33 protein-coding genes are annotated in these 22,957 nt (G+C 54.6%); 25 read left to right on the top strand and 8 right to left on the bottom strand.

Going from position 1 to position 22,957, the window contains the following annotated elements; genetic code table 11:
- Window positions 1-298: 298 nt before the first annotated feature.
- From ABWV47_RS07495 to ABWV47_RS07420, 16 genes are all read left to right on the top strand, one after another.
- The gene (locus ABWV47_RS07495; protein WP_353310301.1) at window positions 299-1,285 is read left to right on the top strand and encodes a hypothetical protein; all 987 of its coding nucleotides are present in this window, start codon (window positions 299-301) and stop codon (window positions 1,283-1,285) included.
- A gap of 209 nt (window positions 1,286-1,494) precedes the next feature.
- Window positions 1,495-1,695 (top strand): 50S ribosomal protein L29, encoded by a 201-nt coding sequence (gene rpmC / locus ABWV47_RS07490; RefSeq protein ID WP_353310299.1) that lies wholly within the window; start codon window positions 1,495-1,497, stop codon window positions 1,693-1,695.
- A 14-nt stretch (window positions 1,696-1,709) separates the two neighbouring features.
- A complete protein-coding gene (gene rpsQ, locus ABWV47_RS07485; protein WP_073253018.1) occupies window positions 1,710-1,940 on the top strand; it encodes a 30S ribosomal protein S17 in 231 nt (76 codons plus the stop codon).
- Window positions 1,941-2,041: 101 nt separating this feature from the next.
- Entirely contained in the window at window positions 2,042-2,410 is a 369-nt protein-coding gene (gene rplN / locus ABWV47_RS07480) for a 50S ribosomal protein L14 (protein WP_005849814.1), read from the top strand.
- A gap of 1 nt (window position 2,411) precedes the next feature.
- Window positions 2,412-2,723, top strand: coding sequence for a 50S ribosomal protein L24 (gene rplX, locus ABWV47_RS07475; RefSeq protein WP_353310295.1), 312 nt, complete (start codon window positions 2,412-2,414; stop codon window positions 2,721-2,723).
- The gene (gene rplE, locus ABWV47_RS07470) at window positions 2,716-3,276 is read left to right on the top strand and encodes a 50S ribosomal protein L5 (RefSeq protein ID WP_353310293.1); all 561 of its coding nucleotides are present in this window, start codon (window positions 2,716-2,718) and stop codon (window positions 3,274-3,276) included. The genes rplX and rplE overlap by 8 nt, the downstream gene beginning before the upstream one ends.
- Window positions 3,277-3,294: 18 nt before the next feature.
- Window positions 3,295-3,600: a 30S ribosomal protein S14 gene (gene rpsN / locus ABWV47_RS07465; RefSeq protein WP_093325866.1), complete on the top strand. Its 306-nt coding sequence runs from the start codon at window positions 3,295-3,297 to the stop codon at window positions 3,598-3,600.
- A 12-nt stretch (window positions 3,601-3,612) separates the two neighbouring features.
- Window positions 3,613-4,002 (top strand): 30S ribosomal protein S8, encoded by a 390-nt coding sequence (gene rpsH, locus ABWV47_RS07460; RefSeq protein ID WP_353310290.1) that lies wholly within the window; start codon window positions 3,613-3,615, stop codon window positions 4,000-4,002.
- Window positions 4,003-4,012: 10 nt separating this feature from the next.
- A complete protein-coding gene (rplF, locus tag ABWV47_RS07455) occupies window positions 4,013-4,546 on the top strand; it encodes a 50S ribosomal protein L6 (RefSeq protein ID WP_353310287.1) in 534 nt (177 codons plus the stop codon).
- Between the two features lie 11 nt (window positions 4,547-4,557).
- Window positions 4,558-4,920 (top strand): 50S ribosomal protein L18, encoded by a 363-nt coding sequence (rplR, locus tag ABWV47_RS07450; protein WP_353310284.1) that lies wholly within the window; start codon window positions 4,558-4,560, stop codon window positions 4,918-4,920.
- A gap of 114 nt (window positions 4,921-5,034) precedes the next feature.
- Window positions 5,035-5,601: a 30S ribosomal protein S5 gene (gene rpsE, locus ABWV47_RS07445; protein ID WP_353310281.1), complete on the top strand. Its 567-nt coding sequence runs from the start codon at window positions 5,035-5,037 to the stop codon at window positions 5,599-5,601.
- A gap of 13 nt (window positions 5,602-5,614) precedes the next feature.
- Window positions 5,615-5,803 carry a 50S ribosomal protein L30 gene (gene rpmD, locus ABWV47_RS07440; RefSeq protein WP_209064855.1) on the top strand — a complete coding sequence of 63 codons (189 nt, stop codon included), beginning with the start codon at window positions 5,615-5,617 and terminating at the stop codon, window positions 5,801-5,803.
- Window positions 5,804-6,022: 219 nt separating this feature from the next.
- Window positions 6,023-6,238, top strand: a complete 216-nt coding sequence (locus tag ABWV47_RS07435) for a DUF1127 domain-containing protein (RefSeq protein WP_353310278.1) — start codon at window positions 6,023-6,025, stop codon at window positions 6,236-6,238.
- Between the two features lie 236 nt (window positions 6,239-6,474).
- Window positions 6,475-6,687, top strand: a complete 213-nt coding sequence (locus ABWV47_RS07430; protein ID WP_353310276.1) for a DUF1127 domain-containing protein — start codon at window positions 6,475-6,477, stop codon at window positions 6,685-6,687.
- A gap of 423 nt (window positions 6,688-7,110) precedes the next feature.
- Window positions 7,111-8,235: an amidohydrolase gene (locus tag ABWV47_RS07425; RefSeq protein WP_353310274.1), complete on the top strand. Its 1,125-nt coding sequence runs from the start codon at window positions 7,111-7,113 to the stop codon at window positions 8,233-8,235.
- A 399-nt stretch (window positions 8,236-8,634) separates the two neighbouring features.
- Window positions 8,635-8,763 carry a hypothetical protein gene (locus ABWV47_RS07420; protein ID WP_353310271.1) on the top strand — a complete coding sequence of 43 codons (129 nt, stop codon included), beginning with the start codon at window positions 8,635-8,637 and terminating at the stop codon, window positions 8,761-8,763.
- On the opposite strand, the gene ABWV47_RS07415 is transcribed toward ABWV47_RS07420, so the two are convergent.
- The 8 genes from ABWV47_RS07415 to gcvA all read right to left on the bottom strand — a co-directional run bounded on the left by ABWV47_RS07415 (window position 8,755) and on the right by gcvA (window position 15,660).
- On the bottom strand, window positions 8,755-9,615 hold the full coding sequence (locus ABWV47_RS07415) for a bile acid:sodium symporter family protein (RefSeq protein ID WP_502959689.1): 861 nt from the start codon (window positions 9,613-9,615) through the stop codon (window positions 8,755-8,757). The genes ABWV47_RS07420 and ABWV47_RS07415 overlap by 9 nt on opposite strands.
- Before the next feature lie 334 nt (window positions 9,616-9,949).
- Entirely contained in the window at window positions 9,950-10,459 is a 510-nt protein-coding gene (locus tag ABWV47_RS07410; RefSeq protein ID WP_353310266.1) for an anthrone oxygenase family protein, read from the bottom strand.
- A gap of 61 nt (window positions 10,460-10,520) precedes the next feature.
- A complete protein-coding gene (locus tag ABWV47_RS07405; RefSeq protein ID WP_353312046.1) occupies window positions 10,521-10,904 on the bottom strand; it encodes a DUF4345 domain-containing protein in 384 nt (127 codons plus the stop codon).
- A gap of 206 nt (window positions 10,905-11,110) precedes the next feature.
- Window positions 11,111-11,665: an NADPH-dependent FMN reductase gene (locus ABWV47_RS07400; protein ID WP_353310264.1), complete on the bottom strand. Its 555-nt coding sequence runs from the start codon at window positions 11,663-11,665 to the stop codon at window positions 11,111-11,113.
- 35 nt (window positions 11,666-11,700) lie between these two features.
- Window positions 11,701-12,528, bottom strand: a complete 828-nt coding sequence (locus ABWV47_RS07395) for a Rossmann-fold NAD(P)-binding domain-containing protein (RefSeq protein ID WP_353310261.1) — start codon at window positions 12,526-12,528, stop codon at window positions 11,701-11,703.
- Window positions 12,529-12,722: 194 nt separating this feature from the next.
- Window positions 12,723-13,010 (bottom strand): DUF1330 domain-containing protein, encoded by a 288-nt coding sequence (locus tag ABWV47_RS07390; RefSeq protein WP_353310258.1) that lies wholly within the window; start codon window positions 13,008-13,010, stop codon window positions 12,723-12,725.
- A gap of 111 nt (window positions 13,011-13,121) precedes the next feature.
- Window positions 13,122-14,126 (bottom strand): AraC family transcriptional regulator, encoded by a 1,005-nt coding sequence (locus ABWV47_RS07385; RefSeq protein ID WP_353310256.1) that lies wholly within the window; start codon window positions 14,124-14,126, stop codon window positions 13,122-13,124.
- Between the two features lie 628 nt (window positions 14,127-14,754).
- Window positions 14,755-15,660, bottom strand: a complete 906-nt coding sequence (gene gcvA, locus ABWV47_RS07380; protein ID WP_353310254.1) for a transcriptional regulator GcvA — start codon at window positions 15,658-15,660, stop codon at window positions 14,755-14,757.
- A gap of 141 nt (window positions 15,661-15,801) precedes the next feature.
- On the opposite strand from gcvA, the gene ABWV47_RS07375 reads away from it, so the two are divergent.
- The 9 genes from ABWV47_RS07375 (at window position 15,802) to ABWV47_RS07335 (ending at window position 22,455) form a co-directional block, all read left to right on the top strand.
- A complete protein-coding gene (locus ABWV47_RS07375) occupies window positions 15,802-16,443 on the top strand; it encodes a pyridoxamine 5'-phosphate oxidase family protein (RefSeq protein ID WP_353310251.1) in 642 nt (213 codons plus the stop codon).
- A gap of 13 nt (window positions 16,444-16,456) precedes the next feature.
- Entirely contained in the window at window positions 16,457-17,419 is a 963-nt protein-coding gene (locus ABWV47_RS07370) for an alpha/beta fold hydrolase (protein WP_353310249.1), read from the top strand.
- Between the two features lie 116 nt (window positions 17,420-17,535).
- The gene (locus ABWV47_RS07365) at window positions 17,536-18,378 is read left to right on the top strand and encodes a PhzF family phenazine biosynthesis protein (protein WP_353310247.1); all 843 of its coding nucleotides are present in this window, start codon (window positions 17,536-17,538) and stop codon (window positions 18,376-18,378) included.
- Between the two features lie 291 nt (window positions 18,379-18,669).
- A complete protein-coding gene (rplO, locus tag ABWV47_RS07360; protein WP_353310244.1) occupies window positions 18,670-19,143 on the top strand; it encodes a 50S ribosomal protein L15 in 474 nt (157 codons plus the stop codon).
- Window positions 19,144-19,251: 108 nt separating this feature from the next.
- Entirely contained in the window at window positions 19,252-20,616 is a 1,365-nt protein-coding gene (secY, locus tag ABWV47_RS07355) for a preprotein translocase subunit SecY (protein ID WP_353310242.1), read from the top strand.
- Complete coding sequence (locus ABWV47_RS07350) at window positions 20,613-21,188, top strand: adenylate kinase (protein ID WP_353310240.1); 576 nt, start codon at window positions 20,613-20,615, stop codon at window positions 21,186-21,188. The genes secY and ABWV47_RS07350 overlap by 4 nt, the downstream gene beginning before the upstream one ends.
- Before the next feature lie 79 nt (window positions 21,189-21,267).
- Window positions 21,268-21,489 (top strand): DUF4926 domain-containing protein, encoded by a 222-nt coding sequence (locus tag ABWV47_RS07345; RefSeq protein WP_353310238.1) that lies wholly within the window; start codon window positions 21,268-21,270, stop codon window positions 21,487-21,489.
- Window positions 21,486-21,848 (top strand): hypothetical protein, encoded by a 363-nt coding sequence (locus tag ABWV47_RS07340; protein ID WP_353310236.1) that lies wholly within the window; start codon window positions 21,486-21,488, stop codon window positions 21,846-21,848. Before ABWV47_RS07345 ends, ABWV47_RS07340 begins: the two co-directional genes overlap by 4 nt.
- Window positions 21,849-21,981: 133 nt before the next feature.
- Window positions 21,982-22,455, top strand: a complete 474-nt coding sequence (locus tag ABWV47_RS07335) for a DUF6392 family protein (RefSeq protein WP_353310234.1) — start codon at window positions 21,982-21,984, stop codon at window positions 22,453-22,455.
- Window positions 22,456-22,957: the final 502 nt, after the last annotated feature.

The raw sequence follows: 22,957 nt of genomic DNA, 5'->3' as shown, positions 1-22,957 counted from the left end.
AGGCGAGGCGCATGGCTATGCAGGGCGGATTGGGTGAGGACAAAGGTGTTGTCCGGCCCCGGCGCCAAGGCCAGCGGAATCGCCGCCGTCATGAAGAGTATCGCCGCGTTGATTGGTATCACACTAGGGCCGCCTGAAGTCGGCTGCGCGCCCAACAAGAGCGCGGCGATGTGTGATGCTGTGTAGGGGAGATGAGCGAGAGAGGGAAGGTGCATCCCCTGAGCCAACGGTCTGAAAACTTGACACATGTGTTGGTTCAATTCACCTTATAGGCGATATTATATGTAGCGGTTCAATTATGATTTTGTTTTTTGCTGGCCTATTGGCCACGGCGGGTTTGGCGGCGCTGGTAACGGATGGTTCCAATGACGAGGAGGCCAACAGCTGTGAGGGTCTCGACGAGGAAGATGCGCTGCGCCTTGATGACGGCGGTGTGGCGCACGGCACGGATTGCGACGATCTCGTGGGCTTTGAGCAACTTCTAGAGGCAGAAATTGCCGGTGCATCTGTGGACTTGGGTGCCGGTAACGATTTGGTGGATGCGACGCCGGACGACCGTTTGCCGGTGGAAATCGAAATTGTTCTTGGTGCGGGAGATGACACCATCGTTGGCCCGTTTGTCGGGTCAAACTTGTTTGGGGGCGCGGGAGACGATGTTTTCCAAGTCGAGGAGACAGATGGAGAGATCTTGAGCATCGACGGTGGCGAAGGGAATGACACCATTGATGCCCGGACTACTGACAACGCTGCCATCGCCGGTGGAGAGGGGGACGACCTGATTTATTCAATGGGTCGTGCAGAAGGGGGCACCGGATATGTCATTAATGTAGATGGGGGCGAAGGGAATGACACGTTGCATGTCTTCGCCGACAGTGACTTTGCCGTCGGATCGTTGGGTCAATTTGGCGCGGTGAACGGGGGCGAGGGTACAGATCACTTCATCGTTGCCATTGATGATCAAGTGGCTGACCGGGTGGATTTGAGCGCGCCCTATCCTGCGCCTTGGGCGGATTTGGCAAACGAAGACAACAGTGGGTGGCGCTCCAATGTGGTGTCTCTGACGGATTTTGACCCGACCTCGGAAACGCTTGAGCTGCATCTGACGTCACCCAACCCGGATTTTGAGGTGGCGTCGGTGCATATGGAAGACGAAGGTGTTGTGGTGACGTACCAAAGCGACAGCTACCCGGATCTGGAAATGCTGATCGCCTGTGACACTGCTGGCCTGAGCTGGGATCAGGTCACATTGGTTGGGGCAGAGCGATCGGTCTTGGTCGGCGTCTGAGGTTGCGGTTGTGAATTCGTTTTGGGTGTTGTTGTGTTGGGATAAACCTTCAAGTTTCCCTTGCCATCCCCCAGCCTCCCCCGTATAGAGCGCCATCTCGCGGATTCCGTTGATACGGGATTCGTGTGTTTTGTATTTGTCCATCAGACAAAAGGGTCACCCCGCTCATAACCCGGGCGCCCTCTGATGTATGAGAAAGGAAGAGGCGCATGAACGCCAACGAACTGCGTGAAAAAACGCCGGATCAGCTCCGTGAGGAACTGGCCAACATCAAGAAAGAATCGTTCAACCTGCGTTTTCAGTCGGCCACTGGTCAACTTGAAAACTCCGCTCAGATCCGTGCCGCGCGTCGCAACGCAGCACGTGTGAAGACGATTTTGAACGAAAAAGCCAAGTCGGCAGCAGAGTAAGAGGAGCCTGAAAGATGCCCAAACGTATCCTGACTGGCACCGTTACTTCGGATGCCAACGCACAAACAGTCACCGTGTCCGTAGAGCGCCGCTTTACACACCCGGTTCTGAAGAAAACCATTCGTAAGTCCAAAAAGTACCGGGCGCACGATGAACAGAACGCTTTCAAGGTCGGCGATCAAGTACGCATCATCGAATGCGCGCCGAAATCGAAAACGAAACGCTGGGAAGTTCTGGAAGCCTAAGAGTCTCATCTTGAGACTCCTGGCGACTGAAACTTTTTAGTTTAGTCGAAACCCTGGGGGATACACCACGCATCGGTGCCCCATAGGTCGGGAGAAACCACATGATCCAGATGCAAACAAATCTGGATGTAGCTGACAACAGCGGCGCTCGCCGTGTTCAGTGCATCAAGGTTCTGGGTGGTTCCAAGCGTAAATACGCATCCGTAGGCGACATCATTGTTGTCTCGGTTAAGGAAGCCATTCCACGCGGTCGCGTTAAGAAAGGTGATGTCCGTAAGGCCGTCGTCGTACGCACCGCTAAAGAAGTCCGTCGTGAAGATGGCACAGCGATCCGTTTTGATCGCAACGCAGCTGTAATCTTGAACAACAGCAATGAGCCTGTAGGTACACGTATCTTCGGCCCAGTTGTTCGTGAGCTGCGCGCCAAGAACTTCATGAAGATCATCTCGCTCGCGCCGGAGGTGCTGTAAGATGGCTGCTAAGCTGAAAAAAGGCGACAAAGTTGTCGTTCTTGCCGGTAAGGACAAAGGCAAAGAGGGCACTATCTCCTCTGTTGACCCCAAAGCCGGCAAAGCAGTAGTGGACGGCATCAACATCGCCATCCGCCACACAAAACAGAGCCAAACCGCACAGGGCGGTCGCATCCCTCAGGCGATGCCGATCGAACTGTCCAATCTGGCAATTCTGGACGCAAATGGCAAAGCAACACGCGTTGGCTTCCGCATGGAAGGCGACAAGAAAGTGCGCTTCGCTAAGACCACAGGGGACGTAATTGATGCTTGATAATGCAGACTACACCCCGCGTCTGAAGTCGCTCTACAAGGATTCTATCCGCGCCGCTCTGAAAGAAGAGTTTGGCTATAAGAACGACATGCAGATTCCTTCGCTGGAAAAGATCGTGCTCAACATCGGCTGTGGCCGTGCAGCCGTGAAAGACAGCAAGAAAGCCAAGTCGGCACAGGCTGATCTGACCGCAATTGCGGGCCAGAAAGCTCTGACCACTGTTGCTAAGAACTCCATTGCTGGCTTCCGCGTTCGCGAAGGCATGCCAATGGGTGCCAAAGTGACACTGCGTGGCGACCGTATGTACGAATTCCTCGATCGTCTGATCACCGTTGCGATGCCCCGCATCCGCGACTTCCGTGGTGTGAAGCCGAGCTTTGATGGCCGTGGCAACTTTGCCACCGGTTTGAAAGAGCACATCGTGTTCCCGGAAATCGACTTTGATAAAGTCGACGAAAACTGGGGCATGGATATCGTCATCGCCACCAATGCTGAAACCGACGCCGAAGCGCAGAGCCTGTTGAAGCATTTCAACATGCCCTTCATCGCGTAAGGCTGAGAGGATTACGACATGGCTAAAAAAGCAATGATCGAACGCGAGAAAAAGCGGGAACGTCTGGTGGCAAAATATGCCGCTAAGCGCGCCGAGCTGAAAGAAATCGCAGCCGATGAGTCCAAGCCAATGGAAGAGCGTTTCAAAGCGCGTCTGAAACTGGCGAAATTGCCGCGCAACAGCTCGGCAACCCGTCTTCACAACCGTTGCCAGCTCACCGGCCGTCCTCACGCTTACTACCGTAAGCTGAAGGTCAGCCGTATTGCGCTGCGCGAGCTGGGTTCTGCAGGTCAGATCCCCGGCATGGTCAAATCCAGCTGGTAAGGAGAGAGTATTATGAACGATCCTATCGGTGATATGCTGACCCGTATCCGTAACGGCCAGATGCGCGGCAAGTCGGTGATTTCTACACCTGCTTCCAAACTGCGCGGCTGGGTTTTGGATGTGCTGACCGACGAAGGTTACATCCGTGGCTACGAAGCAGCTGAAGAGAACGGCCACCCGGCCTTCGAAATCAGCCTGAAGTACTACGAAGGCACTCCTGTTATTCGCGAACTGAAGCGGGTTTCCACACCCGGTCGTCGTGTTTACATGAGCGTCAATGACATTCCAACAGTCCGTCAGGGCTTGGGTGTGTCGATTGTCTCCACCTCTAAAGGTGTGATGTCGGATGCAAGCGCACGCTCCAACAATGTTGGCGGCGAAGTGCTCTGCACGGTCTTCTAAGGAGAGCCAGATGTCTCGTATTGGTAAAAAACCGGTCGAGCTGCCCAGTGGCGTTAGCGCTTCTGTCTCCGGCCAGACCATCGAAATCAAAGGTCCTAAAGACACCCAGTCTTTCACCGCAACAGATGATATCAATCTGGTGGTAGAAGACAACGTTGTGAAAGTGACACCGCGCGGCTCGTCCAAGCGTGCACGTCAGCAATGGGGTATGTCTCGCACAGTCATCTCTAACATGGTGACCGGTGTGACTCAGGGCTTCAAAAAAGAACTCGAGATCAACGGTGTTGGTTATCGTGCACAGATGCAGGGCAACACCCTGAAGCTGTCGCTCGGTCTCTCTCACGAGGTGAACTTCGAAGTGCCGGCCGGTATCACCGTGACCGCACCGAAGAACACTCAGATCATTGTCGAGGGCACAGATAGCCAGCTTGTTGGTCAGGTTGCGGCGAATATCCGCGAATGGCGTAAGCCGGAGCCCTACAAAGGCAAAGGTATCAAGTACGTTGATGAATATATCTTCCGCAAGGAAGGTAAGAAGAAGTAAGGACCAGACAGATGGCAAACAGCAAACGGACACTGTTCCTCAAGCGCCGCCTGCGCGTCCGGAACAAACTTCGCAAGGTCAATGGCGATCGCAAGATGCGCCTTTCGGTACACCGTTCGAACAAGAACATCAGCGCTCAGCTGATCGACGATCGCAACGGCGTTACTGTGGCTTCTGCGTCCACCTTGGAAAAGGATCTGGGCGTGGTCGGCAAGAACACAATCGAAGCAGCCACCAAAGTGGGTGCAGCGATTGCGGAACGCGCGACCAAAGCTGGCGTAAGCGAAGCGTACTTCGATCGTGGCGGCTTCCTCTTCCACGGCAAAGTGAAGGCTCTGGCCGACGCTGCGCGTGAAGGTGGCTTGAAAGTATAAGACTTGTGGGGGACGTTCGCGTCCCCCCGATGATCCGGGAGGTTTGGTTTCGGCTGAACATCACTGGGATCGGATATATCAGGCGCCAAGCGCCAGTAGATAAAGGAATGCCAAATGGCAGAACGTGATAATCGCCGGGGCCGCGGTCGCAACCGCGAAGAAGAAACTCCGGAATTTGCGGATCGTCTAGTCGCGATCAACCGTGTTTCCAAAACCACCAAAGGTGGTAAGAACTTTGGCTTCGCAGCTCTGGTTGTTGTTGGTGACCAAAAAGGCCGTGTAGGCTTCGGTAAAGGTAAAGCGAAAGAGGTCCCTGAGGCCATCCGCAAAGCCACCGAACAAGCCAAGCGCCAAATGATCCGCGTGCCTCTGCGCGAAGGTCGCACATTGCACCACGACATCGAAGGCCGTCACGGCGCCGGTAAAGTGGTCATGCGCTCCGCACCAGAAGGTACCGGGATCATCGCAGGTGGTCCAATGCGTGCTGTTTTCGAAATGCTCGGCGTCAAAGACGTTGTTTCGAAATCCATCGGTTCGCAGAACCCCTACAACATGATCCGCGCCACCATGGACGGGCTTAAGAAAGAAGCCAGCCCACGTCAGGTTGCGGCACGTCGTGGCAAGAAGGTTGCTGACATCCTGCGCAAGGATGAAGCACCTGTCGAAGCTGCAGACGCGTAAGGAGTAACGAGACATGGCAAAAACCATCGTTGTAAAGCAGGTCGGTTCGCCGATCCGTCGCCCTCAAGACCAGCGTGCTACGCTGATCGGCCTGGGTCTGAACAAGATGAACCGGACACGTGAGCTGGAAGATACCCCTTCTGTTCGCGGCATGATCCGTAAGGTTTCCCACATGGTGGAAATCATCGAAGAGCGCGACTAAGCCCTTTTTGATTTGAAATTTGGGAAACGCCCCCGGCTCTGCCGGGGGCGTTTTTCGTTTGGGTTAAGATTTGATGACTTTGAGCATGCATAAACTGCATATCAGGAATGCTATTTTGCCCCTAGCTTGGGTAAAAAATGGGCACTATGTGAAGCGCATACTGATTAGGAAACGCGCGATAGCCGAAGTGGCGCACCGGCAGCACAAAGGAGTAGCCCAATGCAACATGCACCATCCCTGCACATCGAAGCCTTTGATATCGTTGGTCGCCTTGTCCGGTCGATCGAGACCTGGCGTTTGAACCAGAAGCGTCAAGCGTCATATGCCCGCACCGTGAAAGAGCTGTCACGCCTGACCAACAATGAGTTGGCTGACATCGGTCTGAGCCGCGGCGACATCGAAGATGTTGCGCGCCAGGGTGCCGCTGCTCTGTAAGAGAATTCACTCTCCCTGTGAGACTGGCCCCGGACATTGTCCGGGGTCTTTTTCGTTTTGGGGGACATTTCGGTTTGTGGTTAGCAAAAGGTAAAGAGCCATGACCCAAATGCATATCAGACAGATCAAACCGGCAATTGTTAGCGATAACGCTTCGGCCTAAGTTCAAAGCACAGAGGAGACAAACATATACCGCCGGAAAATACGTTTCGGCACTGATCTAAAGGAGCCATACGATGGCACATGTAAACGCAACTTATTATACTGGTTTTGACTTCACCGCACGTGTTCTGGCGGCAATCGAGAGCTTCAAAGAAGCCCGTGCGCTGCGCCAGCAGTACAACACCACTGTTCGCGAATTGGCGAGCATGTCTAACCGTGAACTGGCCGACGTCGGCATCTCTCGCTACGACATCAAAGACATCGCAGAAGCCCACGTTTACGGCTAAATCTGCGACCAGACGATTGTAACGCCCCTGCCTCGTGCGGGGGCGTTTTGTTTTGTCAGGGCGGCTGAGGCAGGCACAGCTTGGTGTGCCCTGTGAAGACACCTGACCGAACTCTGCGGGTTACTGCCCCCAATACAGCGCCACACCCTGTGACTGATGCGAAATCCGAGTCGCCCTCGAAAACTGGTGGGGTTGCTGCGTGCCAAGACCCTTGGTGAGCGGCAATCTGGTTGTCTGAAGCTGGTCCTTTCCACAGCGGTGTTGATCAAAGGACGTGAGGCGGTCTGCCCTTAGAGCAGAGATGCGTGCATCGTGTGCCCGAAATTCTTGCGTTTCCGAGCAAAAAGACCACTTAGATTTGGTATATCGTTCTGACATCGACTGCTCAGCAGCACTTCAGACATCTCAAAAGGAGCGCTTCCGGTGCTTGACCTCACTTCTTTCCGCCGCGACCTGCACAGCCACCCTGAAACGGGGTTTGATCTTGAACGCACCCCGCGCATGATCGCAGAGGTGTTGGAAGCTGCAGGCCTTGAGGTGGTGCGCGGCGTTGGGAAATCTGGTCTTGTGGCCACGTTGCGGCGCGGGCCTGACGAGACGGCTGTGGGTTTTCGCGCCGATATGGATGCCTTGCCCATCAAGGAGGCAAACCGGTTCGCCTATCGCTCCAAAATCGAGGGCTGCTTTCATGGGTGCGGGCACGATGGGCATAGTACCATGTTGCTTGGTGCGGCCTTAAAGCTGGCGCAGGATCCAACGCTGGAGCGCACGGTTCATTTTATCTTTCAGCCTGATGAAGAGAACGGGAATGGCGCTGCGGCTATGATCTCTGATGGTTTGTTTGACCGGTTTCCGATGGCGGCGATCTTTGGCTTGCACAATTTGCCGGGCATGGCGCTTGGGCAATTTGCCACGCAGGCGGGGCCGTTTTGTGCGTTTGAGGATAATTTTGAGATCACGATTGAAGGGCAGGGGGGGCATGCCTCGATGCCGGAAAAAGGCGTGGACCCTATCGTGGCTGGATCTGCGATAGTGATGCAATTGCAATCCATCATTTCACGCACTGTCTCACCCAGCGAGCATGCTGTTGTGTCCGTGACCGAATTTCTAACCGACGGCGCGCGAAATATTTTGCCTAGCAATGTCACTCTGCGCGGTGATTGCAGGGGGTTCTCTCAGGAGGTGTCCCAAGCCATCGAGCGACGGATGCGTGCCATCGTGGAAGGTGTTTGTACGGCACAGGGCGCGCGGGGGCAGGTCTCCTATTCCACGTCGTTCCGGCCCTTGGTGAATGAGGATCGCGCCACCAATGTGATCGCGGCTGCGGCGCGCGGCGTTGGCTCCGTTGATGCGCATTATGGTCGGGTTGGTTTTTCAGAAGATTTCGCAGAATTTCTCACCCATCGACCGGGGGCGTTTATTTTGATGGGAAATGGGACGGAGGGCAGCCATGCCATGCCGCTGCACAACCCGTCTTATGACTTTAATGACGAGGCTATTGTGCATGGCATCGATTTCTGGTCGCAGCTTGCCCATCAGGCGCTTTGACCGCAAACAAAGGGCCGCATGGCTTGAGCGAGGGCGAAAGCTTGGGTTTTCACGCGGATCGGGTGGGGCTGGAAGAGTTGTACGACGTCCATCCGCACTGGCAGCCTGCGTTTACCATATAAAGCGTTGGCGCGTCGCAACTGATGTCTGTTCTGACCCCTCGGCCTCACGTGTATCGCAGCGAAGGTCAGCTTTGAGCCCATACCGGAAACCTTCGATTCATGCTGTGCTCGCTCGAAGCGCGAAAATCACCGTAGCTGCTTGGTTCGTGACGCTGCTGGGCGGCAGAGATACCTGTCATTCAGGTATGGTTCAGTAAAGATTTAAGCGGCAAGGAAAAACTTGCGGGACTTTTTGCAGTGATCGCTGTGTTCATCGGTTTCTTCCCGGTCAATGTTTATGCCGCAGTTAATCGCATCGGCATGGGTGGCCTGTGTGGGGCCCTACCTACATGTTGATCCGCGCGCCGTTGCAAACGTGCCTGATTTGGTGGGCGTGGTGTTTCATCATTCGCCAAAGCTATCGTGACCGGGCGATAAGCAGAAACATTGGCAGTGCAGTCGTCAGCCAGACGACACTGTAAAGCGCCGCAGGAATTGCGTAGGCGTTGAAGGTCGGGCCATGCACGACCAGCAGTCCAGAGATTGCTAACGCCAGCGCCCCGTTCTGAACACCAGTTTCAATCGCAATCGTCTTTGCCTCCCTGGCGGATGCCCTCAGGAAACGCGAGGAAACAAAGCCAATAACCGATAGAGCGGCGATCAAAGTAAAAAGTCCCACCCCAAGCCGCGCAATGTTCTCAGTCACAACCTGCCAGTTTGACGCGATTGCTCCGGCGATCACACCAACGAAAAGAATCAAAGCGACCTTTGCCAATATCGGCGCAACGTCCTCAGTTATGTTCGGCACCGCCGCCCGAAATGTCACGCCGAGCGTAATTGGTAGCGCGGTCAGCAGAAACGTCGAAATTGCTGTTGATGCAATGTTAATTTCAGGTGCATTCACCCCCATAAATTGGGTTACTGCAAAACCGAGAATGATCGGAATCGTCACGACGCAAGTCAGGCTAAAGGTCGCGGTCAACGTCACCGAAAGCGCGACATCCCAACCCGCAAGCTTTGTGATAATGTTGCTTGCTGCCCCTCCCGGACAGGCCGCAAGTATCATAATTCCGACGGCAGTCTCGGCTGTGAACCCAAAGACAAGGATGATGACATAGGCAATCAATGGAAGCAGAATGATCTGGTTCAGCGCTCCTATGCAGAACGCACGTGGACGCTCCGCGATGCGTCGGAAATCTGCTGGCGAGAGGTCCAATCCAAGGCTGAACATGATGAGCACAACGGTAAGGGGCAAAAATCCCGTAACGAATACCTCCATGTCCCGTCCTTTCGCCTTAAAATAGATCAAACATGCCTGCAGGGTATGCAACAGCAACCGATTTGACGAGGGCTGACGCCCATGGCCAAGGTAGTCACCGTGAAATTGCATCTCTTTCGAGAAGCCTCAGCGCGTTAGAAATCTATCATTTGAAAGGAAGTGAACATGTCTGCATTTACATCAACACTCTACATGCTGTGCGGTAAGATCGCGGCGGGCAAGTCCACCAGATCAGCGCCTACTTCAATCCGCCAACCCATGTCGAAGGTTTTAACCTTATCAGTCACGACACAGACAAGGCGTGACGAGGCCAATACGGCCCCGCTCTAGGGTCTTAGACAGTTTGGGCCTGACTTTGCGTCATCCAAAGCACGCCGACCAGCAAAAGGGCCGAAGACACAGAAGAAGCAGCGGTCCGAATGCTGTTCCAGAAGGTCCACCGTGGCAGGTAGGTTTCGGCCCAATACGCACTTGTTGCAGCTGAAGATGTGTCCATGTCCGCAAGGGTTTCATTCATTGGCACGTTGAAGAAAACGGTCACACCAAAACATCCGACAAAGTAGATCAAGCCCGCCAGAACCAGCAGCCCTCCAGGCCCATTGCCAACAACAAACCCACCATATGCCGCGATCGCCAGCGATACAGGTGCCATGCCGATGAACAGCGTCATGAACACCCAGCGAAAGACCTCGCGGTTGATGACCTGCATCGCATCAACGCCGCCAATCCCGCCGGTATGGGCAAGGGATCGCATGATGAAGTCGGAAAAGGCCAGAAAGACACCACTGACAAGCGCATAGGCGATGATCGAGAATTGTAGTGCAATGAAGACGACTGGTGACATGGGAGGTTTCTCCTTATGTGAAAAAGGGGCGGCACGCAGGATACGCGCGCCGCATGTAGGCTTAGGATTTGGAATCGGGGCTGACCAAGCGTTTGCCAAAGGCAAAAAGGCACAGGACAGCGATTACAATTTCAAGGGCCAGCGCGCCAAGGATGCCAAAGGACGGCATGCCATCCAAAGCAAGGCTGATAAAACGCCCCGCTGGGAAGGCGAGAAACACGATCAACGTCGCAGCGATTGCCAGTTGCACTAAAGCGGATCGCCAGATGCCGAGAAGCATCAGAATGCCCAGTGTTACAAGACCAGCACCAGGTGCCCGCAATTCGCTCAGCAAACTGGGGTTTTCGCCAAGGGATATACCATAGCTGGCATAGAATACATGTGGCGCAAGCGTGATCATCCCTCCAATCCCTAAAGCCGTGAGTCCGGAGATTCCAAGGGTGATTTTTTCAATTTTTTCAATGTCATAGATCTAGACTTTCGGTTTTCTGCTGGACCGGCAAAGGGTCCGCCGATGTGGCTTGCGACGCCAACAGTCCAATCGGAATGAGTATCGCAAGCGTGGTAAGCTTCAGAGTATTCATCGCACTGATCCTTTGGGGGAAGTGTGGCTGAGTTAGGCAGCCCTAAAGCGCTGCCCATACTGGACGCTCACGATGCAACGCGTTCGACACTGTCATCCAAGACCAATGCCTCGGCCGCTGACGTGAGCTCTGACAAAACGGTTGGGTCCGTAATCCGCCCGCTATTTGCATCAAAGACATCATAGAAACTGCCAACGGACACGGCCGCCCTAAGATCCACGCCAAAGAACCTCGCAGAGCCTTTCGCCGCGGCCAGAACGCTTGCGGCACCGCCCGGACCGGGGGAGGTCGCAAGATAGAGGGTCGGCTTGTTTTGGAACACCTTTTGATCAATCCGGCTCGCCCAATCGAACAGGTTTTTATAGGCGGCGGAATATGTCCCGTTGTGCTCGGCGAAGGACACAATCACCCCGTCTGCAGCGCCAATTTTCTCAAAGAACCTCTTGGCTGCCTCGGGTTGTCCGATGTCTTTCTCAATGTCTTCGCTGTAAATCGGCAGTGCATAGTCATTGAGGTCCAAGACCTCGACATCCGCATGATGGATCAATGTTGCCGTGAAATGCGCAAGCGTCTTGTTGATCGAGGATTTGCTGTTGCTTGCGCCGAAAGCTAGAATTTTCATGTCTGTTCTCCAGTTTGTTAGGGTGATTTTCGATGTCAGGCCGCTGTGGCCCAAACACCTTGCGAGGCCGCCAGTGCAGCAAATTCAGCGAAATCGCGGGGCTTGCGACCAAGCGCGCGTTCTACCCCGTTGGCCACATTGGCGTTGCGCCCATCCAGCGTTTCGCGCGCGATTTGAGTGAACACATCAGCTACAAAATCATCACCCGAGGCCGCAACGTTCGCGTGGAAATCTTCAAAACTGATGGGGATATGCTGAATGGGTCGCTCAAGCGTGGTGGTGAGCACTTCTGCCATTTCGGCAAAAGTCATCAAACGCGGACCCGTGACTTCGTAGCGTTCGCCCAGATGACCATCTTCGGTGAGGGCCGCGACAACGACATCTGCGATGTCATCAATATCGATGATCGGCTCGGCGATGTCGCCGCCGGGCATCGGAAGAACGCCGCCCAGAATAGGATCGCGCAGATAACCTTCGCTGAAGTTCTGGGCAAACCACGCAGCACGCACGATCGTAAACGGGATGCCAGAATTGCGCACGACATCTTCGCCCATGCTGGCGAAATGCTCGCCACGCCCCGACAGCAGCACGATGTGCTCAAGTCCGGTTTCAGCCGCAACTTTTGTAAATTCCTCTAACTTCTCAACCGCGCCCGGGAATGCGAGGTCGGGGAAGTAAGTGACATAGGCCTTGGTGACGCCTGTCAACGCAGGCTTCCATGTTTCGGCGGCCTCCCAGTCAAAGGGGATGCTCGCACCACGTGAGCCACGGCGGACCGTAACGCCTTTGTCTTCAAGACGCGCCACCACGCGAGAGCCGGTTTTTCCGTTCGCGCCGACAACGAGGATGGGTTGGGTGTTCATAAGTTATTCTCCTTGGTTGAAAGTGATGACCAAGAATTATGCGTGCCGCCCGCAGATATATTGACAGTTTTAGCCAGCCTTTTGACCGCTGCGGCCAAAGAGGAGCGCCTGTAAGGTTTGAGAAGACAAGAGCGGCGCTGGACCTAAAACCCAGCGCCGCTTGAATGTTGTAATATAGACGATAAGCCTTGAGGTCAGACCGCCTCGAACAAAGAGAATTGCATCTGTGCCGCGTCATCGCGCAGGCCTTTCAAGGCCTGATATTCTTCGGAGCTGAACCACCCCTGCGCCGCCGTAACGGATTGGACTTGGATAATGGCGACGGCTTGAGAGGTGTCATGTCCCAACAGGGTTTCGATGTGCTTACCACGCAATGCAAATGTTCCGCCGTGTTCCGCAACGGTGGCACCAGCTGCCACGTTATAGGCTGTCATTTTTTCAGGCTCGATCACATTGATACGAGCAACAATTAGTGCAGTCATTTCAGTTTTATTTTGATAGGGTTGATCTGTGTGACTTGCATCTAATCTGCGCGGCATCCGACGGCATTGACCGCACCCGCCACTGTTTTGACCGCTGTGGCCAAAACTTAACTAGAGTGAGAGCGACTTGCGATAATTTGCAGGTGTCTGCTTTGTCCAACGTTTAAACGCGCGATTGAACGCGCTTTGCTCGGAAAAACCCGTCAGAAATGCGATCTCGGACAGCGCGCAGGTCTCATCGCGCAACATGCTCATCGCAATATCGCGGCGCGTTTCCTCTGCCAACGTTTGAAAGCTAGAGCCATGATCGGCAAGGCGACGATGGAATGAGCGAACACTTAAGCCTAAGGAACGCGCCACATCGGCCATCTTCGGCAAACCCTCACTTAAAACGCGGGCGATCTCTTCCTTGGTGGTGCGCACAAGGGAGGGTTCGGCTTTGAGTTGCTCAAGTTCTGCTTCAAGGTGTTTTGTTAGAAACTCCGACAAAGCAAAATCACCAAGCGTGTTTTCTATCATTAAACTGTCTTGTGAAAAGAGTATCCCATCTGCCGCGGCACCGAACTTTACCTCACAGCCAAACAGTTCCTCAAACAAATGGGCGTCCCTTGGCGGTTGATGTTGAAAGGTAACGGAGTGCGGCGTTATCTTCTTGGCCGCCACTTGATCAAAAGCGCAATACATCGCTGACAAGCCAGCTTCGGGCGAAAACACAAGACCGTAGCCCGACCCAGCAAGAATGTCTTGACGCAGAAAGATCGACCTGCCCACCGGATCAAGATGATAGCGCACACTATTGGTTATCAGGGAATGATAACGGGCCATCCGCTGCAATACCCCGCCTAGGTTGGGGGCCGCCTTACAGGCCAGCGCGAGCGTGCCAAGTTTGTTGATATCTAGCGATTTGGCATAGCGCACAGAAAGGGCGGCGCGGTCTGGGACTTTTCTTGCAACGAGCCCAAGGATTTCATAGTGGTCTTGCGCAGAAATTCGACCGCTTTCTACCGTTGTCTGAAGCAGCGTTTCATCGCCTTGTAAAAGGGCACCATCCGTTGTCAGCGAAAATCCCGCAGCTCCCGCAAAATACTGAGCAATGATAATCGAGACGGAAGACATATAACGAAGCCCAAAATATAGGTCGTAAAATTTGTATTGCGTTGACAAAATAACATCATGTAATCGGCAGAGCAATGCATGGCCAATGTATCGATGTCGTTATGGTGTCGCGGGCGGCGTAAAATTCGGCCTCTTTGCCCTTTCATTTGATGGGCGGGCTTGGGGACATTTACTGTCGAATTGTATTTGATGGCACCCCGATCCCAATTTCGTTCTCGCCCGCTCACCCCATAATTTCCCACCTCGAAAAATGTAGCATGATACGCTTTAGCGCGGCCTTAGATCTGGCGAAATAGACACACATCAACGACCGATTTGGCGACATGTACTGCGCTGCAGCGTTAGGAGTGCCGCGCAGGCGAACGCATGCCGCGTCAGCGAAGGTCGTAAATCCAATGTCGCTAAAGTCCACGGAACAGTCCTTGTGGTTGGATGCCGCGAACGGCGGGATTGGGCCGAAACACACAGATGCGGCAGCTTGCCTCAAGGGCTGTGAGCACGCTAACAGCTGAAATTTCAGAGCGGCAATTGGCCCACAATGAACACACTAAGCGTTGGCGCGACTTTGCGTTGTCTGCTGCGTGCCAGCCACTCTCCGGAAGGGGGGGATACTGTCCTCGCTTGCCTTTTAGGGGTCTCTGAGCTCTCCCAAAACCCATTCACGAAAGGCCACAATATTTGGTCGACGCGAATGGGCCTCCGGATAGACGAGGTAGAATGTTGACCCCAGCGGAATGGCAAGGTCGAAAAGCTCGACCACGCGGCCGGCTTGGACATCTTTTGCCGAGAGAAAACGCCAGCCCAGAACGACGCCGGCACCGTCGATCGCCGCTTGCAGCCCATGGTCCGGCAGACTGAATTGCATGCCGCGCGTGGCATCAACATCCTGTGTGCCGCTTGCGTCAAGCCAAGTTTGCCAGGTCGGCGCATTCGGGTCAAAATCCATGGACTGATTGTGCAATAGAACTTGGGTCTTGAGATCAGAGGGCTCTCTGATGGCGTTTTGTCCTTCAAGCAGACGCGGACTGCACATCGGTATCACCGACTCGTCGAACAGCTTGATGGCTTCAAGACCTGGCCATTGCCCGTGTCCCAGCCTGATGGCGGCGTCAAAGTCGTCACGCTGAAAATCCACAAGACCCAAGCTGGTCGAAACAAGTACGTCAATGTCTGGGTGTTGTGCGTAAAACTTCTGCAGCCGCGGGATCAGCCACATTGCAGCGAAAGTTGGCGCAACGGTCAGCGCCAAAGAGCCACCCTTGTCCGTTTCCATCACGTGTTCCATGGCCTGATCGAGTGTCAGAAACACGGAGTGTAGCTCCTTGGCCAAAAGCTGACCGGTCTCAACAAGGACGAGGCCGCGCGTCCGTCGTCGAAATAGCGGGCAACCGAGATAGTCTTCCAGCTTTTTGACCTGATGGCTGATCGCCGCGGGCGTCACAGACAACTCTTCGGCGGCAGCAACAAAACTCAAATGTCGTGCCGATGCTTCGAACGCGCGAAGTGCGTTTAGAGGATAGGTTTTGCGATTCATATTTTTGACTAACTTTTTCTAACCCTGCGATAGACATACTCGTTTGTCAAATTGGCCGATTGCACACAAATTCAGGCTCACAAAGAGCCCGAACGGGCACCTCAACGAACATAAACTAATGAAACCCGAAAGGACTACGCTATGGCACGAGCCTTTGCGACTATCGCATTTACGCCGGAAGTGCGCGCCCAACAATCGCGGATGGGATCTGCTGAAGGGTACGGAAAGTTCCTCAGCGATGACGCGGCGGGCGCAGAAGAGCTTGGACCGGAAGAGGTTCGTTTCATTGGCGCACGTGACGGGTTTTATCAGGCTTCTGTGTCCCAGACCGGGTGGCCCTATGTACAGTTCCGAGGCGGCCCGACCGGCTTTCTCAAGGTGCTGACATCGACGCAGCTGGCGTTCGCTGATTTTCGCGGAAACCGCCAATACATCAGTACCGGCAATTTGTCCGGCAACGATCGTCTTTCAATGATCCTGATGGACTATCCCAACCGCCGCCGTCTGAAAATCTGGGGCCGGGCGCGCCTGATTGAGGGTGCCGAAAATCCCGAAATTCTCAGCCAGTTGCATGACCAAGCTTACCCGGCGCGACCCGAACGCGCGGTCCTGATCATGGTCGAAGCATTTGATTGGAATTGTCCAAGCCACATTCCGCGTCGCTTCACTGTTGATGAGGCGCATCAAGAGATCGCGGCATTGCGCCGTGAGAACGCGGCCCTCAAGGCCGAAAACCAAGCCCTGAGTGCGTCCAGCGCCTCGGGCTCCCCAACCCAAATCTGAAAGGAAGAGACCAATGAAGACACGTATACACGCATCCATCCTCGCTGCAGTGCTTGCCAGCACCTCGCTCTTGCCGGTGACGCTGCCGAGCACGGCCTTCGCGGGCCAGAGTCCCTTTGTGGTCGACATGAAATCGATGGAGATCGACGGACAGACCATTGCCTATCGCGAGGCTGGTGATCCATCAAACCCGACGGTCTTGCTTTTACATGGCTTTCCCACGTCCTCGCACATGTTTCGCGAGTTGATCCCCGTTTTGGCTGAGGACTACCACGTGATAGCGCCGGACTATCTTGGTTTCGGCGCATCGAGCATGCCGCCTGCCGAAACGTATGACTACAGCTTCGCCAATGCTGCAGAAACGGTAACACGGTTGATCGACAAAAAAGGCGTGGATACCTATTCTGTCTATTTGATGGATTATGGCGCTCCCATCGGATTTCGCATGTTCGCGGAGCATCCTGAACGCGTTACCGGCTTTGTCATCCAGAACGGCAATGCTTATGAAGAGGGGCTGCGCGAATTTTGGGACCCGATCAAAGCTTATTGGGCCGACCCCAGCTCTGAGAACGGTGATGCGCTACGTGGCTTCCTGACGCTTGACGCCACCAAATGGCAATTCACCCACGGAGTTGGTGACGTCTCAACGGTGAGCCCGGACAATTTCTGGCACGTGCAGTATCTTCTCGACCGTCCGGGCAATCAGGAAGTGCAACTTGAGATGTTTCTGGACTACGGCACCAATGTTGCTGAATATCCGAAATGGCAGGCCCTGTTCCGGGAACATCAGCCGCCGGCGTTGATTGTTTGGGGTAAGAACGATCACATCTTCCCAGCTGACGGAGCCCACCCCTACAAAGACGATCTGAATGACGTCGAGTTCCATCTGCTTGATACAGGGCATTTTGCGCTCGAGGAATATGGCGATGAGATTGCAGCAGAAATGCAAGATTTCTTGGCTCGTACAACCAAATGACCGCAAGCAGCCCCTGTGGCCATCTCCACGGGGGCCAATGGACGCACACTATGCAGGCTTCACACCTCAAGGTGCTTTCGTGCCAGACTTGCGACGACAGAAAAAGGACCATGACAATGAAACACGAAACCAACCGGCCCGTTCTCCGCCTCGCGGCCTTTTCGGATGGCGGTGAAGGCGGCAATCCCGCCGGTGTCGTCGTCGACGACGCGCTTCCCTCCGATGCTGAGATGCAACGCATTGCAACAGACGTCGGATATTCCGAAACCGTTTTTGCCGCGCCCCAGGACGATGGGTGGCGGGTGCGGTTTTTCTCACCGAAGGAAGAGGTGGCTTTCTGTGGACACGCCACCATTGCTCTGGGCAGCGTGTTGGCTGAGCGTGAAAGCCAAGGGCTTTTTCAACTCGACCTCAACTCAGGACGCATCAGCGTTGAAATCAATGAGGATGGCAGCGCGACTTTGATGTCTCCACCGGCACACAGCGCGGGCGCGGACCCGAGTCTGTTGACGGCCGCGCTTGAACTATTTGATCTCACGGTCGCTGACCTTGACCCTGCTCTGCCGCCTTCGCTTGCCAATGCTGGGAACAATCATCTCATTCTGGCGCTAGGTGACAGGCTCACACTTTCCAAAATGTCCTACGATTTGGATGAAGGTGCGCGGCTTATGCGGCAGTATGATCTGACCACGATCAGCCTTTTGTGGGCGGAAACGCCACGCCGTTTCCACAGCCGCAATGCCTTTGCGATCGGTGGTGTGGCCGAAGATCCAGCGACAGGGGCTGCCGCGGCGGCACTGGGTGGTTACCTTCGCGACATCAGATGGCCTCATGACGGCGAGATCAACATCGTCCAAGGCGAGGATATGGGCGCAAGATCATTGCTGAAAGCAAGTATCAGCGCTGAGCCAGGTGATGGCATTCGCGTCTCAGGGATGACCCGGGTCATAGGCGGATAGACAATTATGCCTGTGCCGCCAAGCGTGGCGTTCGCCTAAGCCAGATCTTTCTCAAAGCCGTCGCTTGTACTCATCAAACACGCGGCGGCTTTGTCCGCGCGGTGATCGTCAAAGCCAAGTGTTTTTTCATTCGTCTACGCAAGCGGGCGACATCCATCTTCCACATTGCAAAGGATCCTCCAAGCGTCTATACGCCCCCGGTGGCGTTTTGCGTCATAAGAATCAAAACCAAGAAAAGCCGTGTTTGACCCGAAGACGCTTCGTGGGTCAGTTCCGGCAAGGAGAAGCGATATGAAACTGCACGAACTGCACGATAACGAAGGTGCAACCAAGAAACGCATGCGCGTTGGCCGTGGCCCAGGCTCCGGTAAAGGTAAAATGGGTGGCCGTGGTATCAAAGGTCAGAAATCTCGTTCCGGTGTAGCCATCAACGGCTATGAGGGCGGCCAGATGCCATTGTACCAGCGTCTGCCTAAGCGTGGCTTCAACAAGCCAAACCGCAAGGCATTTGCTGTGATCAACCTCGGTCTGATCCAGAAATTCGTTGATGAGAAAAAACTGGACGCCTCTGCTGCGATCACCGAAGACGCGTTGATCGCGTCCGGTCTGGTACGTCGCAAAAAAGACGGCATCCGCGTTCTGGCGAAAGGCGAAGTCTCCGCCAAGTTGACCATCGAAGTGACCGGTGCTTCTAAAGCGGCAGTGGAAGCTGTCGAAAAAGCGGGCGGCTCTCTGACGGTCAAAACCGCGCCAGCGGCTGAATAAGAGGTTGTGAGCGGGCCAGTGTCCGCTTACATATCCTTGCAAGTTTTCCTAACGCCGCCAAACCGGAAAACGGTTCTGGCGGCGTTTTCAGTTTAAGAGAGATCCTAAATGGTATCTGCAGCAGAGCAAATGGCGGCCAACACCAGCTGGGCCGCGCTTGGAAAAGCCACCGATCTGCGCAATCGCATCCTGTTCACACTGGCACTGTTGATTGTCTATCGTCTTGGCACATGGATTCCGGTTCCCGGCATTGACGGCATCGCACTCCGTGAGTTCATGGAAGAAGCGGGCGCTGGCATTGGCGGCATCCTGTCCATGTTCACCGGCGGCGCGCTGGGGCGGATGGGGATCTTTGCTTTGGGCATTATGCCCTACATCTCTGCCAGCATTATTATCCAGCTTCTGGGATCCATGGTGCCTTATCTTGAGCAACTCAAGAAAGAAGGCGAACAGGGCCGTAAGAAGATGAACCAATACACCCGCTACGGCACGGTGGCATTGGCAACGTTGCAGGCCTACGGTCTGGCGGTCAGTCTTGAGGCTGGCGAGTTGGTCACCGACCCGGGCATGTTCTTCCGTTTCAGCTGTCTTGTGACACTGGTCGGCGGCACCATGTTCCTGATGTGGATTGGTGAGCAGATTACCGCACGTGGCATCGGCAACGGCATCTCTTTGATCATCTTTGTGGGCATCGTGGCGGAACTTCCGGCCGCCTTGGCACAGTTCTTCGTCTCTGGCCGCACCGGTGCGATCAGCGAAGCGGTGATTGTCGGTGTGATTGTCATGGTGATTGCGACCATCGCCTTTGTGGTCTTCATGGAGCGCGCGCTGCGCAAGATCCACATTCAGTATCCGCGTCGCCAAGTAGGCATGAAGGTTTATGACGGTGGCTCCTCTCACCTGCCTGTGAAAGTGAACCCAGCCGGCGTGATCCCTGCGATCTTTGCCAGCTCGCTGCTGCTGCTTCCAACCACGATTTCGACCTTCTCCGGTAGCCAGACGGGTCCGGTCATGTCGACCTTGTTGGCCTACTTTGGTCCCGGCCAGCCGTTGTACCTGTTGTTCTTTGTCGCGATGATCGTGTTCTTTGCCTATTTCTACACCTTCAACGTCAGCTTCAAGCCTGACGAGGTCGCTGACAATCTGAAGAACCAGAACGGCTTTGTGCCCGGCATTCGCCCCGGCAAGCGTACCGGCGAGTATTTGGAGTATGTGGTGAACCGCATTCTGGTGTTGGGCTCCGCCTACCTTGCGGCAGTTTGTCTCCTTCCTGAGATTCTGCGTGGCCAGTTTGCAATCCCCTTCTATTTTGGCGGCACATCGGTTCTGATTGTGGTCTCTGTGACCATGGACACCATCCAACAGGTGCAGAACCACCTGCTGGCCCATCAATACGAAGGGCTGATTGAAAAGTCGCAGCTGCGCGGCAAAGGTAAAAAGCGCGGCGCACGCAAGGGAGCCTCTCGTCGATGAACATTATTCTGCTTGGCCCACCAGGGGCCGGTAAAGGCACACAGGCGGGTCGTCTGGTCGAAAAACGTGACATGATCCAGCTTTCCACCGGGGACATGCTGCGGGCCGCAAAAACCTCCGGCACGGAAATGGGCAAGATTGTTGCGGACGTGATGGACCGCGGTGAACTTGTCACCGACGAGATTGTGATTGGGTTGATCCGTGAACAGCTTGAGGGTGATAAGAAGGGCGGCTTCATTTTTGACGGCTTCCCGCGCACGCTGGCCCAAGCGGATGCTTTGGCAGAGTTGCTGTCGGATTGTGGCGAGACGCTGGACGCAGTGATTGAAATGCAGGTGAACGATGAGGTGCTTGTGGACCGCATCGTCAACCGCGCCAAAGAGGCGGTGGCCGCCGGTGGCGAAGCCCGTGCTGACGACAACGCGGAAAGCCTGAAAGTGCGTCTGATGGCGTATTACAAGCAGACCTCGCCGCTGATTGGATACTACCACGCCAAAGGCAATTTGACCGCCGTAGATGGTCTGGCCTCGATGGATGAAGTCGAAGCCTCGATTGCGGGCGTGTTGGGTTGACCTGACACGCACCTTCTGGATGTATTGAACGGAGTGCTTTCGAGCGCTCCGTTTTTGTTTGGGAGCAGGCTTGAGAACCATGACGCATCACAAGGATAGGTTTGGAACGAGCGGTCGCACCGATTTCAAATTATATGAAGAAGTTGAATTGCGGATCAGCGCTGAAGGGCTGCCTGCCGGTTCGATTGGGACGGTTATCGACATCCCTCCTAGGTCGCATGGCGTATGCGTTGCAGAGTTTATAGACGAAAACGGCGTCACGGTTGCGATTCTTGATCTGAAACTCCGAGACGTCCAATGAAGGCAAAGTCCTACGACTTGGATGGCCTGCAAGCCGTATTCTCAAGTGTCAACGCGTTAACCGAGGAAGTTGTCGGATTCGGGTTCCAGCGCCTTGTGTTCGGTGCCGGATGGTACGCAAATCGGGACCGCGTTGCACAGGCAATTCAGGAGCCGGAACAGGTTATAGAGATCGGGGAAACTGAGCGGGTATTTGAGGTCATGGATGTGCATGCAATGATTGGGCTCTTTGAGCGCGACGATAGTGTAGCAGCTTGTGAGGTTATGTTCGCCACGCTGAAAGATTTGAGGCAAGAGTGGCCCTTTAGGCCGGCTGAGCTCCGGCATCGGGTCGCGCGGTTTCCTCGCAATGATGTTTAAGGGCCTAATATTCTGCTGACACCTGTGAAAAACCTCACCGCAAAACTTTGGATTTCAGGGGGCAGGCTGTCGTACCACAGCAAGACCTTCAAGCCCATGTAAAAAATGTAACCGCAAAATATGGAGTGCCTTGTTGACGATACTGGATCGCCTCTGCACAAACCCGCACCTTTTGATCAACAGAACTAGTGCAGATACATCTCTCTTAGTGGTGCTCGAGCAGCTAGAGCTTGAGCAGGAGGAACCTTGGGAGTTTTGGGGGAACGACTATGAAAACGGCGTTTCGTTCGAATTTGAGGTCAGTCCCCAGAAGAGTTTTAAACTTATAACGATTTTTGTTTTCGTCTCAGCAGACGCGGCAGAGGATGCTTCGTTGGAGAAGGCTTTCCGGCCATTCCCGGGCTCATTGCCCTATGCGTTGAAACGCGAAATGGGGCGCGCTGAAGTGGAAGCCATCATGGGGACGCCGGTCTTCCGTCGGAAGGAGATAGCCGACAGTCCGGCCGGTTTCTTGGGGGCCGCGTTGAAATATCGATTGAGAGACACTGCAAATGTACTAATTGAGTTTAAGGAAAGCAAAATTCATAGAATTGTCGTCACGGACTAGTGTCATCTCAAAGTTCTTGTTTTCGGGCGGCTTGACACCCCCCCCCCCCTCAATCCCCCCTATTTCACCCCATCTCTTAACGGAGAACCAAGTCTTTGCGCGTGGGTCGCCCCCACGTAGCAAGACCACCTGATCAGCTGAGGCCTGGTTGGTTGATTGCGTCGGGCTTTTGTTTGTTTGGTCTAGGTTTAGTCTGGTTTGCGATTCCGCTTTTGCGGGAATTGTGGGTGGCAATTGCACGACATATTTGGACGTACTGAATGCCTTCTTTTCCCGCGATTTTGCAGAAGCTGCTGCTTTCCCTGACATTTGCCCTGTTTGCCAACACCGCCTCGGCGATGTTCATCCAGCCGGATTGGCTTGACCCCCGAGCCGGGGGTGGGGACCAATCGGTATGCGTATTCGGGGAATGATCCGATTAACAAGTTGGATCCGGGTGGGAATGCGGCTGTCTATAGGGATATCGATGGCGATGGACAAAATGAGTATTATGGACAGGTAA

It is taken from the genome of Shimia sp. NS0008-38b (genome assembly GCF_040370365.1).
Classification (GTDB): domain Bacteria; phylum Pseudomonadota; class Alphaproteobacteria; order Rhodobacterales; family Rhodobacteraceae; genus Shimia.
Note: the sequence above shows the minus strand (reverse complement) of the source record. Positions and strands in the feature narration are given on the sequence as shown.

Excerpts from the sequence above, each read along its gene's own strand:
- ABWV47_RS07495 (WP_353310301.1), top strand. The coding sequence starts at position 299 with ATGATTTTGTTTTTTGCTGGCCTATTGGCCACGGCGGGTTTGGCGGCG.
- rpmC (WP_353310299.1), top strand. The coding sequence starts at position 1,495 with ATGAACGCCAACGAACTGCGTGAAAAAACGCCGGATCAGCTCCGTGAG.
- rpsQ (WP_073253018.1), top strand. The coding sequence starts at position 1,710 with ATGCCCAAACGTATCCTGACTGGCACCGTTACTTCGGATGCCAACGCA.
- rplN (WP_005849814.1), top strand. The coding sequence starts at position 2,042 with ATGATCCAGATGCAAACAAATCTGGATGTAGCTGACAACAGCGGCGCT.
- rplX (WP_353310295.1), top strand. The coding sequence starts at position 2,412 with ATGGCTGCTAAGCTGAAAAAAGGCGACAAAGTTGTCGTTCTTGCCGGT.
- rplE (WP_353310293.1), top strand. The coding sequence starts at position 2,716 with ATGCTTGATAATGCAGACTACACCCCGCGTCTGAAGTCGCTCTACAAG.
- rpsN (WP_093325866.1), top strand. The coding sequence starts at position 3,295 with ATGGCTAAAAAAGCAATGATCGAACGCGAGAAAAAGCGGGAACGTCTG.
- rpsH (WP_353310290.1), top strand. The coding sequence starts at position 3,613 with ATGAACGATCCTATCGGTGATATGCTGACCCGTATCCGTAACGGCCAG.
- rplF (WP_353310287.1), top strand. The coding sequence starts at position 4,013 with ATGTCTCGTATTGGTAAAAAACCGGTCGAGCTGCCCAGTGGCGTTAGC.
- rplR (WP_353310284.1), top strand. The coding sequence starts at position 4,558 with ATGGCAAACAGCAAACGGACACTGTTCCTCAAGCGCCGCCTGCGCGTC.
- rpsE (WP_353310281.1), top strand. The coding sequence starts at position 5,035 with ATGGCAGAACGTGATAATCGCCGGGGCCGCGGTCGCAACCGCGAAGAA.
- rpmD (WP_209064855.1), top strand. The coding sequence starts at position 5,615 with ATGGCAAAAACCATCGTTGTAAAGCAGGTCGGTTCGCCGATCCGTCGC.
- ABWV47_RS07435 (WP_353310278.1), top strand. The coding sequence starts at position 6,023 with ATGCAACATGCACCATCCCTGCACATCGAAGCCTTTGATATCGTTGGT.
- ABWV47_RS07430 (WP_353310276.1), top strand. The coding sequence starts at position 6,475 with ATGGCACATGTAAACGCAACTTATTATACTGGTTTTGACTTCACCGCA.
- ABWV47_RS07420 (WP_353310271.1), top strand. The coding sequence starts at position 8,635 with ATGCCGCAGTTAATCGCATCGGCATGGGTGGCCTGTGTGGGGCCCTAC.
- ABWV47_RS07415 (WP_502959689.1), bottom strand. The coding sequence starts at position 9,615 with ATGGAGGTATTCGTTACGGGATTTTTGCCCCTTACCGTTGTGCTCATC.
- ABWV47_RS07410 (WP_353310266.1), bottom strand. The coding sequence starts at position 10,459 with ATGTCACCAGTCGTCTTCATTGCACTACAATTCTCGATCATCGCCTAT.
- ABWV47_RS07400 (WP_353310264.1), bottom strand. The coding sequence starts at position 11,665 with ATGAAAATTCTAGCTTTCGGCGCAAGCAACAGCAAATCCTCGATCAAC.
- ABWV47_RS07395 (WP_353310261.1), bottom strand. The coding sequence starts at position 12,528 with ATGAACACCCAACCCATCCTCGTTGTCGGCGCGAACGGAAAAACCGGC.
- ABWV47_RS07390 (WP_353310258.1), bottom strand. The coding sequence starts at position 13,010 with ATGACTGCACTAATTGTTGCTCGTATCAATGTGATCGAGCCTGAAAAA.
- ABWV47_RS07385 (WP_353310256.1), bottom strand. The coding sequence starts at position 14,126 with ATGTCTTCCGTCTCGATTATCATTGCTCAGTATTTTGCGGGAGCTGCG.
- gcvA (WP_353310254.1), bottom strand. The coding sequence starts at position 15,660 with ATGAATCGCAAAACCTATCCTCTAAACGCACTTCGCGCGTTCGAAGCA.
- ABWV47_RS07375 (WP_353310251.1), top strand. The coding sequence starts at position 15,802 with ATGGCACGAGCCTTTGCGACTATCGCATTTACGCCGGAAGTGCGCGCC.
- ABWV47_RS07370 (WP_353310249.1), top strand. The coding sequence starts at position 16,457 with ATGAAGACACGTATACACGCATCCATCCTCGCTGCAGTGCTTGCCAGC.
- ABWV47_RS07365 (WP_353310247.1), top strand. The coding sequence starts at position 17,536 with ATGAAACACGAAACCAACCGGCCCGTTCTCCGCCTCGCGGCCTTTTCG.
- rplO (WP_353310244.1), top strand. The coding sequence starts at position 18,670 with ATGAAACTGCACGAACTGCACGATAACGAAGGTGCAACCAAGAAACGC.
- secY (WP_353310242.1), top strand. The coding sequence starts at position 19,252 with ATGGTATCTGCAGCAGAGCAAATGGCGGCCAACACCAGCTGGGCCGCG.
- ABWV47_RS07350 (WP_353310240.1), top strand. The coding sequence starts at position 20,613 with ATGAACATTATTCTGCTTGGCCCACCAGGGGCCGGTAAAGGCACACAG.
- ABWV47_RS07345 (WP_353310238.1), top strand. The coding sequence starts at position 21,268 with ATGACGCATCACAAGGATAGGTTTGGAACGAGCGGTCGCACCGATTTC.
- ABWV47_RS07340 (WP_353310236.1), top strand. The coding sequence starts at position 21,486 with ATGAAGGCAAAGTCCTACGACTTGGATGGCCTGCAAGCCGTATTCTCA.